The sequence below is a fragment of the Brevundimonas staleyi genome, from assembly GCF_041893865.1.
Classification (GTDB): Bacteria; Pseudomonadota; Alphaproteobacteria; order Caulobacterales; family Caulobacteraceae; genus Brevundimonas; species Brevundimonas staleyi.
This window is the reverse complement of record NZ_CP169082.1, coordinates 3,698,842-3,713,349: the sequence shown is the minus strand read 5'-3', so window position 1 is coordinate 3,713,349 and position 14,508 is coordinate 3,698,842. Positions and strand designations below refer to the sequence as shown.

At 66.0% G+C, this 14,508-nt stretch carries 16 protein-coding genes; 8 read left to right on the top strand and 8 right to left on the bottom strand.

Features of this window, described 5'->3' with window-relative positions; translation table 11 throughout:
• Positions 1-41: 41 nt before the first annotated feature.
• On the top strand, positions 42-980 hold the full coding sequence (locus tag ACETK8_RS18645) for a hypothetical protein (protein ID WP_374037318.1): 939 nt from the start codon (positions 42-44) through the stop codon (positions 978-980).
• Positions 981-992: 12 nt separating this feature from the next.
• Here ACETK8_RS18645 and ACETK8_RS18640 read toward each other — a convergent pair whose 3' ends face one another.
• Positions 993-1,394 (bottom strand): hypothetical protein, encoded by a 402-nt coding sequence (locus ACETK8_RS18640; protein ID WP_374037317.1) that lies wholly within the window; start codon positions 1,392-1,394, stop codon positions 993-995.
• Positions 1,395-1,444: 50 nt separating this feature from the next.
• Positions 1,445-1,957, bottom strand: coding sequence for a hypothetical protein (locus ACETK8_RS18635; RefSeq protein WP_374037316.1), 513 nt, complete (start codon positions 1,955-1,957; stop codon positions 1,445-1,447).
• 67 nt (positions 1,958-2,024) lie between these two features.
• Between ACETK8_RS18635 and ACETK8_RS18630 the strand changes: the two genes are divergently transcribed.
• Complete coding sequence (locus ACETK8_RS18630; protein WP_374037315.1) at positions 2,025-2,717, top strand: DsbA family oxidoreductase; 693 nt, start codon at positions 2,025-2,027, stop codon at positions 2,715-2,717.
• Positions 2,718-2,721: 4 nt separating this feature from the next.
• Here ACETK8_RS18630 and ACETK8_RS18625 read toward each other — a convergent pair whose 3' ends face one another.
• Together ACETK8_RS18625 and ACETK8_RS18620 are read right to left on the bottom strand one after the other, a co-directional pair.
• Positions 2,722-2,886, bottom strand: coding sequence for a hypothetical protein (locus ACETK8_RS18625; RefSeq protein WP_374037314.1), 165 nt, complete (start codon positions 2,884-2,886; stop codon positions 2,722-2,724).
• Positions 2,887-3,061: 175 nt separating this feature from the next.
• Positions 3,062-3,613, bottom strand: coding sequence for a hypothetical protein (locus ACETK8_RS18620; RefSeq protein WP_374037313.1), 552 nt, complete (start codon positions 3,611-3,613; stop codon positions 3,062-3,064).
• 237 nt (positions 3,614-3,850) lie between these two features.
• On the opposite strand from ACETK8_RS18620, the gene ACETK8_RS18615 reads away from it, so the two are divergent.
• From ACETK8_RS18615 to ACETK8_RS18600, 4 genes are all read left to right on the top strand, one after another.
• The gene (locus tag ACETK8_RS18615) at positions 3,851-4,189 is read left to right on the top strand and encodes a type II toxin-antitoxin system RelE/ParE family toxin (RefSeq protein ID WP_374037312.1); all 339 of its coding nucleotides are present in this window, start codon (positions 3,851-3,853) and stop codon (positions 4,187-4,189) included.
• Positions 4,190-4,200: 11 nt separating this feature from the next.
• Positions 4,201-4,497 carry a helix-turn-helix domain-containing protein gene (locus ACETK8_RS18610; protein WP_374037311.1) on the top strand — a complete coding sequence of 99 codons (297 nt, stop codon included), beginning with the start codon at positions 4,201-4,203 and terminating at the stop codon, positions 4,495-4,497.
• 119 nt (positions 4,498-4,616) lie between these two features.
• A complete protein-coding gene (locus ACETK8_RS18605; RefSeq protein WP_374037310.1) occupies positions 4,617-5,654 on the top strand; it encodes a DUF262 domain-containing protein in 1,038 nt (345 codons plus the stop codon).
• A 6-nt stretch (positions 5,655-5,660) separates the two neighbouring features.
• Entirely contained in the window at positions 5,661-6,305 is a 645-nt protein-coding gene (locus ACETK8_RS18600; RefSeq protein ID WP_374037309.1) for a hypothetical protein, read from the top strand.
• Between the two features lie 41 nt (positions 6,306-6,346).
• On the opposite strand, the gene uvrB is transcribed toward ACETK8_RS18600, so the two are convergent.
• The gene (uvrB, locus tag ACETK8_RS18595) at positions 6,347-8,728 is read right to left on the bottom strand and encodes an excinuclease ABC subunit UvrB (protein WP_374039433.1); all 2,382 of its coding nucleotides are present in this window, start codon (positions 8,726-8,728) and stop codon (positions 6,347-6,349) included.
• Positions 8,729-8,845: 117 nt separating this feature from the next.
• A complete protein-coding gene (locus ACETK8_RS18590; protein ID WP_374037308.1) occupies positions 8,846-11,929 on the bottom strand; it encodes a class I SAM-dependent DNA methyltransferase in 3,084 nt (1,027 codons plus the stop codon).
• Positions 11,930-12,076: 147 nt separating this feature from the next.
• Between ACETK8_RS18590 and ACETK8_RS18585 the strand changes: the two genes are divergently transcribed.
• Positions 12,077-12,856 (top strand): extensin family protein, encoded by a 780-nt coding sequence (locus tag ACETK8_RS18585; protein ID WP_374037307.1) that lies wholly within the window; start codon positions 12,077-12,079, stop codon positions 12,854-12,856.
• A gap of 65 nt (positions 12,857-12,921) precedes the next feature.
• Here ACETK8_RS18585 and ACETK8_RS18580 read toward each other — a convergent pair whose 3' ends face one another.
• Positions 12,922-13,806, bottom strand: coding sequence for a hypothetical protein (locus ACETK8_RS18580; protein WP_374037306.1), 885 nt, complete (start codon positions 13,804-13,806; stop codon positions 12,922-12,924).
• A 68-nt stretch (positions 13,807-13,874) separates the two neighbouring features.
• Positions 13,875-14,174, bottom strand: coding sequence for a hypothetical protein (locus tag ACETK8_RS18575; protein ID WP_374037305.1), 300 nt, complete (start codon positions 14,172-14,174; stop codon positions 13,875-13,877).
• A gap of 71 nt (positions 14,175-14,245) precedes the next feature.
• Here ACETK8_RS18575 and ACETK8_RS18570 point away from each other — a divergent pair, with 71 nt between their 5' ends.
• Complete coding sequence (locus ACETK8_RS18570) at positions 14,246-14,443, top strand: hypothetical protein (RefSeq protein WP_374037304.1); 198 nt, start codon at positions 14,246-14,248, stop codon at positions 14,441-14,443.
• The last annotated feature ends 65 nt before the right edge of the window (positions 14,444-14,508 follow it).

The window sequence follows — 14,508 nt, the reverse complement described above, 5'->3', positions numbered from 1 at the left end:
GTCATTGGACGACTTCCTCGTTCGCCGCTAAGACCCGTCGCATGTCGTCCGAGCCCCCTGAAGACACGCCCGAAGATCGTCCGAACGCGCCGTTCGCGCGCGGCAAGATCACCTGGGGCCGTCCGCCCCAGGCGGTGTTCCAGGTCGGCCCCCTGCCGCGCGCCGCGACGCCGCGGCCCGCGTCCGCGAGCGGCGCCGGCATCCTCAGCGGCTCCATGGTCCCCCCGCCCAAGGCCCCCGAGCCGGTCCCGGAGGTCGAGATCGAGGCGGTCGAATTCGAGCCGGTGGCCGAGCCCGAACCCGTCGCCCCTCCGCCTGAACCGGAGCCGGAGCCCGTGGTCGTCGAAGCGGCGCCCGAGCCCGAGCCCGAGCCCGTCGCCGCCGCCCCCGAGATCGTGGTCGAGCCGGAAGCGCCCGAGCCCGCCGTCACCGTGCCGCCGCCGCTCTCGACCGAGGCCAAACGCGCCGCCGAGCCCAGGAAGCTGCCCTCGGTGGTCGTGACGCCGGCCATCTACGCCACCGTCGGCGCCGCCATCGAGAAGGTGACCAAGAAGGATCGCTGGATCATCGTCGCCGGCATCGCCGCCGTCGTCGTGACCGGCGGCTTCATCTGGCTGGCCACCCTGCCGGCCCCCGCGCCGGTCGATCAGACCCCGACGCCCCTGGCCGTCGAAGCGCCGCTGATCGAGGAAACGCCTCCGGTCGAAGAAGCGGCCCCGGCCGTCGCGCCGGTCGCCCCGGTCCGCGCCACGCCCGCGCCTGCGGCCGCTGCTCCCGTGACGAGGCCGCCCGCCGCAGCGGCGACCCCGCGCCCGGCTCCCAGCCGCGCCGCGCCCATCGTGGTGACGCCGCCCGCCGAGGCCGCCCCGCGTCCCTATATCGAGACCGCGCCCCTGGTGGTCGATCCGCCGACCCCGGCCACGCCGCCGCCGTCGAACCCGGACGCCCCGATGGCGACCCGGCCCCAGCCTCTGGACTAGAAAGCCTCTCGACTAGGGCTTCGGCTCCGGCGCGCGGTAGGGCAGGTAGCCCCGCTCGACCATGCGGCGCAGACCCTCATAGGCCTCGTACAGCTCCTCATAGGCCAGACGCAGGCCCGAGAGCTTCTGCGCCTCCGCCGGCCCGACCGAATAGCCCGCTTCGGATAGCCTCAGCGCCTCGGCGATCCAGCGCGCCCGCGCCGTCGCCGTCGCCACCGCCAGCCTCTGGAAGGCCGCGGGCTCCGTCTGGCTTCCGGACAGAACCTGCGGGATCACCTCCCGGTTCGACACGAAGGCGGCGTAGTCGATCTGTTCCAGGTGACCGCGCAGCCTGCGCTGCTCCTGCGGGTCGATGTCGCTGGGCTCGAAATGGTCCCGGCTGCGACGGACGCTGTTCGTCATGATACTGGACATGGCGGCTCCTCGGCCGTTTCTCCCTGAAAGCGGAGCCTGCGCCCGTCCGGTTAACGCCCCGTCAGCGAGCGTGGCCGTTCCGGAGAGGCCCATCCCGGCGGCAACCGCTCGCCCCATCCCTCGGGCGCATCGTCGGTCGGGAAGTAGCCCGTCGCCGACCGGTAGCCCAGGATCCACCAGATCTCGATCAGGTATCCGTGCAGCCGCTCCTGATCCGCGTGCGGTCGTTTCGACGCCGCCCCGATGGCCAGGCCGATCCGCCCGGCCACGTCCGACGCCTCCAGCGGCCCGTCGTCCTCGGCCAGGATGTCGTCGATGACCCCGTTCACCCAGCCCGACAGGGTCGCCCGGTTCTTTGGCCCCTTCGGCCCGGCATAGCCCTCGCCCGCGTGGAACTTGTCCTCGTCCCGCAGCGCCTGCAGCCGCGCCCGCAAGGCTTCGTCCAGCATGACCCGCTCTTCGTACAGCGGCTCGGGCTTCGGCTTCCACCAGCGCCAGATCGCGCCTCCGGCGGCGAAGGCGACCAGGATCAGGGCGGACAGGATGCGGGCGTAGTGAGGCATGGCCGCCACCCTAGCGCAGGTCGTCCAAACCCCCATATGCAACAAAAGCCGTTACGGAGCGCCCCTCATGTTCAAGCCCCTCCACATCGACTTCGTCTCCGACGTCGTCTGCCCCTGGTGCGTCGTCGGTCTCGGCGGCCTGGAGACCGCGCTCGACAAGCTGAAGCCCGAGGGCATCACCGCCGAGATCGCCTTCCAGCCGTTCGAGCTGAACCCCGGCATGGCCAGGGAGGGCGAGAACGTCGCCGAACATATCGCCGCCAAATACGGCTCCACGCCCGAGCAGTCGGCCGCCAACCGCGCCATGATCAAGACCCGCGCGGCCGAGGCCTGGGCCGGGATCGAGGGCAAGGCCTTCGACATGCGGATGGATGAGAACAGCCGCATCTGGAACACCTTCGACGCCCACCGCCTGCTCTACTGGGCCGGCGAGACGGCCGGGCCGGAGCGTCAGAAGGCGCTGAAGGAGGCCCTGTTCCGCGCCAACTTCACCGACGGCGCCAACCTGACCGACGCCGGCGTCTTGACCCGCGCGGCCGAGGCGGCGGGCCTGGACCGGGCCGAGGCGGGCGAGGTCCTGGCCTCCGGCCTCCACGCCCAGGCCGTCCGCGACGAACAGGCCCTGTGGCGCAGCCGGGGCATCAACTCCGTCCCCGCCGTCGTGGTCGAAGGCAAATACCTGATCAGTGGCGGCCAGCCCGCCGCCGTCTTCGAAGAGGCGCTCCGCAAGATCGCCGCCGAGACCTCCGTCGCCGTCTAAGGCCTCAGTGCAGGGTCGCCCCGCCGGTGAACAGCCCCTCGCGCGCGTTCACCGGCCCCGGCGGCGTTCCATAGGTCCGCGCCTCGTCCCGCGCGGGATCGCGCGTCGCCCCCGACCGATCCGCGCTGGCCGTCGGCCGCGCCGCGATCTTCCTCTGCATGCTCTTCATCGTCGCCCCCGTTCACCACCGTGATCGCAGAGGTTGCGGCCCCATGCATCATCCAGATTGAGGAACGGGCGTTTCTGTCTCCCCTTGTGGGAGAGGGAGCCCACCAGCGCTCATGCGGTCCTTCGTCGACCCACAAGGGGAGAAGGAAGGCCGGGGCAGGGGAGAAGGAGGCGGGTCACGGCCACCCCTCCGCCGCCCCCTCCGGCAGCTTGTGCTGCTCCCGCCACACGGCCCGGTTCAGCCGCGCGATCTCCAGGGTCATCCTCTCCACCGATCCCATCTTCCCCTCGGCGTCCCAGATCGCCCCGGCCCAGTTCTGCTCCCGGTTCCGTTCCCGATCCCCTGCCGCCACATCGGCCCCCAGATGCTCGGCCCGCCAGTGCAGCACGAAGGGCAGGTGCCACAGCGGGATGTCCCCCATCCGCTCCCCAACCATCCCCGCCGCCAGAGCCTTGGCCAGGTCCCGCTCCTCGCGCAGCCTCGCCTCGAACCCGTCCCAGGCCCGCGCGGCGAACGCGCTCCAGCCCTCGGCCGGCTCGATCGGCCCATAGCGCAGGTCCGGCCGCTTCCACCCCTCCGCCTCGCGCCGCTTCCACAGCGCCGGCACCCCGACATCATACCGCCGCGCCACCGACCGCGCCGTCTCCCCGCCCTCCCACGCCTTCCGCGCCTCGGCCCAGACAGCCTCGGGACGGATCTTGCGGCGAGTGGGGGTGGTGTCGGTCATGACGCGCAGGCTAGGGCGGGGGTGCGTCAGGGGCGGACGTGGGCTATGCGCTTGTTGTCAGATGCGCCCGCACAACAGCCGTGCGTTGGAGGTCCGGAAGCGGTCCACAAGTATGCGGATTGCATACCGGATCATAAATGATACATTTCTCTCGCGGCTCTCGGCAATGGGTCGAGAGGTTAGGCAGGGATAGACCCGCTATGCATAGTTGTATCATGGTGCTCGCTGGAGCTGCGCATGCACACGGTCCGCTTCTACGAAACGCCTGTCGGCCGTCCGGTCATCAGGGAGTGGCTGCGATCCTTCGATAAGCCGGATCGCGAACGTCTCGGCTACGATCTCAAACGAATCCAGATCGGGTTTCCGATGGGCCTTCCGCTCTGCCGCTCCCTAGGCGGCGGTCTCTGGGAGGTTCGTTCGTCGCTCGAAGGAAACCGCGAGGTGCGGATGATCTTCTTCCACGATCCTCGGCAGAAGATGCTGGTCGTGGTCCACGGCTTCCTCAAGAAGACGCAGAGGACCCCCAAGGCCGAGATCGAGATCGCATCAAGGCGGATGAAGGAGTGCAGCCTCTAGAAGGTGTGCTCATGACGGAAACCAAATTCCGCGACATGTCGGGCTTTTCTACACTCGACGATTTCCTCGACGAGGAAGGCATCCGCGAGGAGGTCACCCTCCGCGCGGTCAAGAGCGTGATCGCCCTCCAGCTCCAGCAGGCCATGAAGGCCCAAGGCATCACCCGCGCGGCCATGGCCGCCGAGATGGAAACCAGCCGGGCCCAACTGAACCGGGTGCTCGACCCAGAGGCGTCGAACGTGACGCTGGACACCCTCAGCCGCGCGGCGCGGGTGCTGGGGCGGTCGTTGAAGGTGGAGTTGGTGTGAGTGTACGGGTATTTTCGACTGCGAGCGTCGTCGCTACGATCAGATGTCTAGACCACCGTCTTCTGGCTGCTCGAAGTGCTGACCGATTAAAAATCTCGTTGTTCTGGGAAGATTTATAAATGAAAATTTCGTCGAACAACTACAGCATCGCAGAAATACTTGACATGCTCAAGCGTCGCGATCTGACTGTGAACACTTCTTACCAGCGCGGAACGGAGTTGTGGCCGTCTGGTCCTAGAAGTTATTTTATAGATACAATATTTGCAGCTTACCCGTTCCCAAAAATATACTTCTATGAGGATTTCGACGATGTGTCCGGTCGTACTCGCCGGGAGATCGTTGATGGTCAGCAACGAGTTAGTGCTATTGAGGCCTTCAGTAAGGATGAGTTTGCGCTCGCCGATGACCATGCTTTTGGCGGGCATAAGTTTTCTGATTTGGATGACGAAGCCAAGCGTGCTTTCTTGCAGTACGTCGTTGCTGTAGATGTTATTCGAGATGCGACCCAAGCTGAAATTGTTGAAATGTTTCGGAGAATGAATGCCTACACGTTGCCTCTGAACGAAGCTGAAAAGCGGCATGCAGCGTATCAGGGCCCATTCAAATGGACCATGCTTCGTCTATCGGGAGATGCGGGTGAGTTCTTCTCACAGTTCGGCGTTTTTACCAATCGACAGATGGTTAGAATGGCTGATCAAGAACTTCTAGCCGAGACATTTATATTCACGAAAGAGGGCCTTTATAGCAGCAGTCCTGCGCTAACAAATAAGTATTATAAAGCGGGCGAATTTGATTTCCCCGAGTCGGATGATTTTTCAAATCATGTAATCGAATCTATTCAGTTTATTGCGGAAAAATTTCCCAATCTACGCAAGTCATTTATGATGAAGCCGTATGCATTCTATACCCTCCTGTGCGCACTGATATTTAATAGATACGGAACGGGCCCTGATACTGTGCCTTATGCGACAACAGGCCGCTTTGCGGCAGATGCGCAGCGGGCTGAGCAGCGCCTTCTTGCTCTCGCAAATGCTCACGAGGCAAAAGAGACCCAAGGCCCATATCGAGATTATGTTGCAGGGTGTTCAGGTGGCACCAACCGATTGACGCAGCGCACGCAACGATTTGATGCGGTTATGACCGCGCTTCAAACCTAGCCGGCAATGGCGCTTGATGTATTGTCTCGCCAACTCGAACGTCGGTTAACGGCGATTCAAGGAGCGATTGATCGCTCCTTGGTCGCGCCCGCTGCGCCAGGAAAACTGGAGCGGTGGGCTATGCAGGAAGGATTTGTTTCCCAAGCCTGGCAGGCGTGGGGCCATTTCTGCCGCGAAGTGATTATTGCGTCAGCTCAAGGCATTCCTACCGCCTCCAATCAGCCGACCGGATGCCCTCACTCTGCTCGGCCGCTTGACGAGCTGGCATGGATCGGGATGCGAGCTGCCAATAACGAGTCGATAGTAGGCATCAAGGCAATTAAGTCGCGTAAGTCCGAGCCGACCTGGGGTGATGCAAGCAAGTATCCCAAAATCGTTCAGGCCTACGGGCTAGCTAATGAGCAGACCATCCTCTCGGGATTGTCCATTGCAGGACGCATATCTACTCATATGCAGATGATCCGTAACGCGTCTGCCCACGCTGATCCCGATAACATCGCAGGCGTCCGTTCGCTTGCGACTTTCTATCAGGTGACGGCTATAAAAATGCCCGGTGACGCGATTTTCTGGATTGAGCCTAACACCGGTCAATTCCTCTATCGGTTTTGGACTACACGCATGATCGCCGCAGCTAAACAAGCGGTTCAATAAGGCTGCGGCCGCACGGTATACCCGCGTCGGGCGAACTTTCCCTACAACCGCCCCTTCCTGAACCGCTCCGCCGCCTCCGCCTGGGCCTCCTTGCGCCACCGCTTCGGCGCTGAAGCGTCCACGTCCTGGCCGTCGCCGGTCAGGATCTCGTTGGCGAACTCCAGGTCGAGCAGTTTCAGGCGCTTGATCTCGTCGCGCAGGCGGCCGGCTTCCTCGAACTCCAGGTTGGAGGCGGCCTCGCGCATCCTGGCCTCCATGTCGCGAAGCGTGGCCTGGAAATTGTTGCCGATGAAGGGTTTGGCGTCCTCCTTGACCCCGCTGGTCGGGATCAGGACGCGGTCCTTCTCGTAGGGGCTGTCCAGAATCTCCTTGATGTCGCGCTTCACGCTCTCGGGCGTGATGCCGTGTTCGAGGTTGTAGGCCTGTTGCCGATCCCGCCTGCGGTTCGTCTCGGCGATGGCGCGCTCCATCGAGCCTGTCATGCGGTCGGCGTACAGGATGACGCGGCCGTCGACGTTGCGGGCCGCGCGGCCGATGGTCTGGATCAGGGAGGTCTCGGAGCGCAGGAAGCCCTCCTTGTCCGCGTCCAGGATGGCGACCAGGCCGCACTCGGGGATGTCCAGACCCTCGCGCAGCAGGTTGATGCCGATCAGGACGTCGAAACTGCCCAGGCGCAGGTCGCGGATGATCTCGATCCGCTCCATCGTGTCGACGTCGGAGTGCATGTAGCGGACGCGGACGCCCTGCTCGTGCATGTATTCGGTCAGGTCCTCGGCCATCTTCTTGGTCAGGACGGTGACCAGGCTGCGATAGCCCTGGCGCGCCGTCTGCTTGACCTCGTCGATGACGTCGTCGACCTGGTTGCGGGTGGCGCCGGAGACCGGGCGGATGTCCACCGGCGGGTCGATCAGGCCGGTCGGGCGGATGACCTGTTCGACGAAGACGCCGCCCGCCTGTTCCATCTCCCACGCCGCCGGGGTGGCCGAGACGTGGATGGTCTGGGGCCGCATCGCCTCCCATTCGTCGAACTTCAGCGGGCGGTTGTCGATGCACGACGGCAGGCGGAAGCCGTATTCCGCCAGGGTCGACTTGCGGCGGTAGTCGCCCCGGAACATGCCGTTGATCTGGCCGATGGTGACGTGGCTCTCGTCCACGAACAGCAGGGCGTTGTCGGGGATGTATTCGAAGAAGGTCGGTGGCGGCTCGCCCGGCGCGCGGCCGGTCAGCCAACGGGAATAGTTCTCGATCCCGGCGCAGGAGCCGGTCGCCTCCATCATCTCCAGGTCGAAGCGGACGCGTTGTTCGAGGCGCTGCGCCTCCAGCAGCTTGCCGTTCTCGACCATCCAGTCGAGCGTCTCCTTCAGCTCGGCCCGGATGCCGCCCAGCGCCTGGTTCAGGGTCGGGCGCGGCGTGACGTAGTGGGAGGCGGCGTAGACGGTGACCTCCTTCAGGTCGTTGGTCTTCTTGCCAGTCAGGGGGTCGAACTCCTGAATGGCCTCGATCTCGTCCCCGAACAGGCTGATGCGCCAGGCCCGATCCTCCTGGTGGACCGGGAAGATCTCGACCGTGTCGCCGCGCTTGCGGAACATGCCCCGCTCGAAATGCACGTCGTTGCGCTTGTACTGCAGCGCGATCAGATCGGCCCTCAGCTTCGCCTCGTCGATCGTGTCCCCGACCTTCAGGTCGAAGGTCATGGCGGTGTAGGTCTCCACCGACCCGATGCCGTAGATGCAGCTGACCGACGCCACCACGATCACATCGTCCCGCTCCAGAATCGACCGCGTCGCCGAGTGCCGCATCCGGTCGATCTGCTCGTTGATACTGGAGTCTTTCTCGATGTATGTATCCGTTCTGGGTACATATGCTTCGGGCTGGTAGTAGTCGTAGTAACTTACGAAGTATTCGACCGCATTATCCGGAAAGAATGCTTTGAACTCCGAGTAAAGCTGCGCCGCGAGGGTCTTGTTGTGAGCCAGGATCAGGGCGGGGCGCTGGGTCTGTTCGATGACCTTGGCCATGGTGAAGGTCTTGCCCGAGCCGGTGACGCCCAGCAGCACCTGATCCCGATCGCCGGCCTCGGCCTGGGCGACCAGTTCGGCGATGGCGGAGGGCTGGTCGCCGGCGGGGGTGTAGGACGTCTCCAGCCGGAACTTGCCGCCCTTCTTCTTGCCGTCGTGCGAGGGGCGGTGCGGGACCCAGTCGTCCGGCTTGCCCGGCGCCTCCTCGGGCACCAGGCGTGGGCCGGAGACGGGGGCGAACATCGGCATGTTCGCCATGGCCCGTCCTGCGGTCGAGCCGGAGGATGACGAGATACTGTCGTCTCGCAGGAAGGCCGACGGCGCCTCGGACACGCCCCGGTTCGGAACGTGCACCGGCTTCTTGGTGACGGGCGCGGAGCCTTTCGGCGTCGAGGAACGGTTCATGAACGGAAGATAGGTCGCGGGCGTGGATGACGCCAGATCAACGCGCGGCCGGGCGATGCGGATGCTGACATCCACCGATCAAGTCGGAGGATGACGGAGTGGCGGCATGGCAGGTCCTCAGGCGGCCTTCTTCACAGAGTGAGAAGGCGCGGTCTGCTCCCGCTCCGCCTGGATCCGATTGAGCGCGATCAGGGCGGCCAGGGTTTCCGCGTCGGTCTGGACCGTGGGCCAGCCATAGGCCTGGGCTGTTAGCCCGTCGATCGTCTCGTGGAGATGGCCCAGCCGCAGCAACTGGGCGCGCCGCGCCGTTTCGTTTTGCTCTGCGGTGAACCCCTTGCCGCTCCGCTGCGCCGCCAGAAGGTTGTAAAGCCCGGTCAGCGTCAGGTCCGGATTCTCTGCCAGGACGCGCTGGCGGTGGGCCTCCAACTTCTCTCCAGCGTCTCGGAGAGCCGCGCGCGTCGGCTCGTCAGGCGGGGGGAACGGGAAGGGGTCGAAGCAGGCGGTCTTGGTGTAGCGAGGGCGGTCTTCCAGCCGGCCGCCCCGCGCCGCGCACCAGACGGCGTGCGCTCTGCTGGAGAGAATGGAGAGAGTCGCCGCATCGTCGTCGGCTACGCAGATGAGCGTGTTGTCCGGGACGATGTCGGCCTCCAGGAACCGGAACGTCCGATGCTTGGCCGTCTCCGCCGTGACGATGTAGCGTGACAGGCCCGTGAGCGCTGCCCGCAGTTCGGGACGGGACTTTCCGAAAAGCCACCAGCGGTCCGCATAGCCGCGGGCATCTGCCGTCGACGAAGCGTCGCGCTGTGCGAGACGCCCTTCCAGAACCGTTCTGGCGAGATGGTCGTAGATCTCCGGGAACCGCTCAGCCACCTCGTCGAGTTCAAGGCCGTGCATGTCGATGACCCAGGCGTCACGGGAACGACCATTCACGTCTCGACCGCTGCGATAGCGACGCAGATGGCCGGCGAGACCCGGTCGGCTTCCGTGACCCAAAGCCTCCTTCCGCGCTTCCGCGATGACGAAGCCCGAGCCGTGCAACTTCATGCCCGGGAAACAGCGTCTTTCGTTCACGCGAAGGGCGAACGCTCCGGCGCAACCCTCGTTCAGGGTCAGATCGGCGGCGATCCGCCCCCGCGCCGAAACGGTGGTCACGACGGGCGCATCGGTTTCGAGATCGGCTTCGCTCAATACGGTCGTCAGCACGCCATGCTTGCGGCCCGCCTCGGCGACCGTGACGGCGATGCGCACGGCCGCGCTGTTCCGGGTCGCACGGGTCCAGGGATGATCCGGTATGGCGTGCACGAGGCTGATCGGGCGATCGGCGTTCAACCGCCGTTCCACCGTCCGCCGCTGAAGGATCTGGCTGATGGAGTTGGTGGTGACGAAGCCGAACCGCTTCAGGCGGGTCCCGGGCCGGGCCAGGATTTCCGCGGCGCGGTCCCACCAATACATGACGAGATCGGCGCTTCGGTCGATGTGCGGGTTCAGCGACCGGAGGGCTTCGGCGTATCCGGGATCGAGTCGGGAGCGAAGGTCCTTGCCGCCCGCGAACGGCGGGTTGCCGACGATGAAGTCCGCTTCGGGCCAGTCCGGGCGGTGGGGATCGGGCCAATGGAAATCAGCGCCGTTCGCATTGTGTCCGAACCGGGCAATGGGCGCGCCGTCCCAGCCCAGAATGGCGTCCTGGTGAAGGATGTTGGCCCGCGCCGCCAGCGCTCGGTCATTGGGAGGGTCGTCACGTGAGCGGTAGTGTTCTTGCAACCAGCCGATCCAAAGCATCAGCTTCGCGATGCCGACGACCTGCGGATTCTTGTCCAGGCCGAAGAACTGCCGGGGTTCGACCGAGATCGCAGTGTCCGCGACGGGCGCGCCCAGTCGTTCGAGGGTCTCGACGACCTCGGCCTCCAGCCGCTTCATCCGTTCGAGGCTGACATAGAGGAAGTTGCCCGTTCCACAGGCGGGGTCCAGGACCCGGACCCGGCAGAGCTTCAAGTGAAAGGTTCTGGCCAGGCGGATGGCCCTGTCGCGGTCGAGGCCGGCCACGGCGTCGACCTTGGTTCTGACCGCGTCCCACGCTGACCAGAGCGGCTCCATGACCGTCTTCTCGACCACGGTCTCGACGTACCGTCGGGGCGTATAGTGGGCGCCCAGTCGCCGGCGCTCGTCGGGACTGAGGGCCTGTTCCAGAAGGGACCCGAAGATCGCCGGCTCGACCTCGCCCCATCTGGCCGATGCCGCATCGAGGAGGAGCCTCAGTTCGCCCGGCTCCAGAGGCAAGGCCTCCCGGTCATTGAGAGGGCCGCCGTCGATGCGGGGGAAGGGATGGGTGAAGGAGCCTGCATATCGCTGCGACGCCTCACTCATGTCGAACCGTTTCCAGAGGTCTGTCATCACGGACGGAAAGCGCCTCGGCGAATGGATGCTGTCGCCGATCAGTTCGATCAGGTCGTTCTTGGACAGCAGGCCCACATCGGCGGCGAACATCGTGAAAACGCAGTGAAGGATGAACTGCGCCACCTCTTCAGGCGCATGACCGTCACTCTCCAGGCGTCGTGAGATCTTCGACAGATCTCCGGCGATCGCGCGGGTGACCCGCGCGGCGTTTCGGCCAGGATCCAGCGACCGGGGATCGTCCCAGATGGCCTGGAGCCGCGCCTGGATCTCGGGGTAGGCCAACTCCTCGTGAGCGAACCGATACTCATCGCGGTTCGGGAACGGGGCGTAACCTCGGCCGGTGCCCGAGAAGTCCGCCCAGACCTCGAAGCCATGGGCGAGGTCGCAGATCAGGAGGAAGGGCGGGGTCGCGTGCTCAGGCGGCAAATGGAAGACATACTGCTGCGCCTTCCTTCGCGCCTTCAGCACTTCGGCCTCCCAACCGCGACGGATGACCATGTCAGGTCCGGTGGACGTTTCCGGCCGTCGCTTGATCAAGCCGAGGGCCCTCGGTCTGTCTCCCGTCGCCTTCATCTCCAGGACGAAACAATCGCGCTTGTAGAGATCGACGCGCTTGGGCTGGCCCTGACCATTGAACTCCGAACGAACGCCCTGCTCGAACCGATAGTCTTCGGCTTGGACCCCGCGCCTGGGCGGGCGCGGTGCGGTAACGCCGAGGAAAGCCATCAACTCGTTCAGATACGAATGCGCATGGCTCTGCTCGGTCACACCCATTCGAGCGCCCCACTCACCTACGAAGTCGGTCATCAGATTCCCCGTAAAGATGCGTTATTGGAATTCAAACACAACTTAAAGATGTTGCCAACCCGAGTGTCGGCACGGCTTCGGCCTGGTCGCGGTGCAGGCGCAGGAGGGGTCGGCTAGGGTCGTGCGAAGCAACCCGGCGATTCGGCTATGAGCCTCAGGCGCACACAGTTCGTGATGATCGTGACGGCGGCCCTGGTCGCGGTCGCCGCCTGCGGCCGTCTGATCCCCGCCACCGCGCCGCCGCCCGGCTACACGCCCTACTATCCGACGCCCGCGCCACGGCCTCAGCCGCCCGGACCATCGGCCTATGTCGCGCCGGGGATGGGCGTGATCGATCAGCCGATCGGGTCGGGCACGTTCGGGCAGGTGGAGCGCGCCACGCGGACGCTGGCGCAGTGCGAGGCGGAACTGGCCGCGGCGCGGGTGACGTTCTCGCCGACGCCGGACCGGGTGAACTCCGAGACCTGCGGCCTGACGGCGGCCGGAGTGCTGGGGCCAGACATGGGGACCGTGGCGCGGATGGCGCCCGGCGACGTGACCATGACCTGCGCGCTGGCCGCGGCGGTCAGCGTCTGGCGGCGGCAGTCGGTGGAGCCGGCGGCGCGAGAGATCCTGGGCTCCGACGTGGTCCAGATCGACCACATGGGGGTCTATGCCTGTCGGTCGGTGAACAACGGGCGACCCAACACGCGGCCCAGCGCCCATTCGCGGGCGGCGGCTCTGGACTTCTCGGGCGTGCGGCTGAGGGACGGGCGCAGGATCACGGTGGCGGGCGACTGGAACGACGGCGGGCCGGAGGCGGCCTTCCTGAAGCGGATCCGCGATGACGGCTGCCGGATCTTCGGGACGGTTCTGAGCCCCGACTACAACGTCCAGCATCAGGACCACCTGCATCTGGAGGCGGAGAGCGCGCGGTTCTGTCGATAGGTCCGAATGCAACGAAGCCCCGCCCGGCGCGCGCCGGACGGGCTTCATCGGTCGATCAGTCAGGCCTAGCGGCGGACGCGGGCCTGGGTTTCCAGCTCGCCCAGACGGCGTTCCAGATAGGCGGTGTCGTCGCTGGACGGGCGGTTGCGCGAATAGGCGGCTTCCAGGCGCGTCAGGTCGTCGATCTGGGGACGCAGACGGTCCTGGTCGGCGCGGGGCAGGTTGTAGAGGGCACGGTCGATGGCGGTCAGGCGGTCGCGCGGGGTCTGTTGCTGCCAGCCGCCGGTGTTGCCGGTGTTTCCGCCCGGAACGCGGGCGTCGATGGCGTCGAGGCGGGCTTCGATGTCCTGACGCTCGCGGGCGCTGAGGCCGTCGCGCATATAGTCCGCCTCCGTCGCGACGATGGCGGCGTAGTCGGAGCGCAGGCGCGTGGCGTCGGTGCGGGTCAGGGTGCGGGCGTTGACAGCGGCGGTGACGCGGGCCTCGAAGGCCGCGCGGCCGTCGGCGGCGGACTGATAGCCGCCGAGGTCGTCGCCGTATCCGCCGCTGTTCAGGGCGGTGGTCAGGGCGTTGTAGCGGCTGGTCAGGTCCTGGCGTTCCTGGGTGGTGAAGCGGCCGTCCTGGGCGTAGCGGGCCTCCAGCTGGACCAGGGCGTCATAGTCGGTGCGGATGCGGTCGGCCGAATATTGGGTCAGGGCGCCGGAGCGGACCTGGGCGTCCAGACGGGTGTTGAAGGTGGCCTGCTGGGCGCCGAGGGCGCGACGGCCGCGCGTCCATTCGCTGTCCAGCGAGCCCATGGTCTGGCCGCCGAACAGGTTCTGCAGGATCTGGCCGAAGACTTCCTGGCCGGTCGGCTGCTGGCCGTAGCTGCTCTGGGCGTGGGCCAGGGGGGCCATCGAAAGGACGACGGCGCCGGCCGCGAGGGCCGTGAAGGTCTTGGTCGGTTTCATGGGATGCTCTCCGGCGTTGTTCGCCCTGTCTGGATCAGGAGAACGGGGTGCGGCGGGGATGGTTGCCCTCAGAAGCCCGGCCTACGTCGCACGCGGTCGGCGCCGAGGAGGTCGGTCAGGGCCTCGAAGATGGCCTCGCCCTCGGCTCGCCAGACGGCCTCGGCGGCGGCGTCGGGGAAGCGGCTGTCGGGGGGATAGTCAGGATCCAGGGTGGCCTGATAGGCGTCATCCCAGCGGGCGATCCGTTCGGCGAGCGCGGGCGGAAGGGGCAGGGCGGCGGGATCAAGATAGTCGCCGCTTTCGTCGTCCCACAACGGCCAGCAGCCGAACTCGGGGGCAAGACGGATCGTGCGGGGCGAGGTCGGCATGAACCCAGCCTAGCCTTTCCCAACGTCGGATACGACGGGCGGCGCACGTCGCGCCGTGCTAAGAGCGGGGTATGACCGATCGCGACGACACACCCGCCGAAACGCCGAACGCCGAAGCTCCCGTCGGCGAAACCCCGGTGCAGAAGGCCCTGCGGATGAAGAACGCCAAGCTGGACGCCCGGCCGAAGCCCCCGCGCGGCGGACGGTTCCAGCGTGAACAGGCGGCCGGGATCGCGGCCGGCGCCAATCGGCCCTGGACGCACAAATAGGGTCCCGCGCCCGGCGGTGACGCTGTCCGATTCCCGCGAGACTCCATGTCCGAAGCGCGCCATGT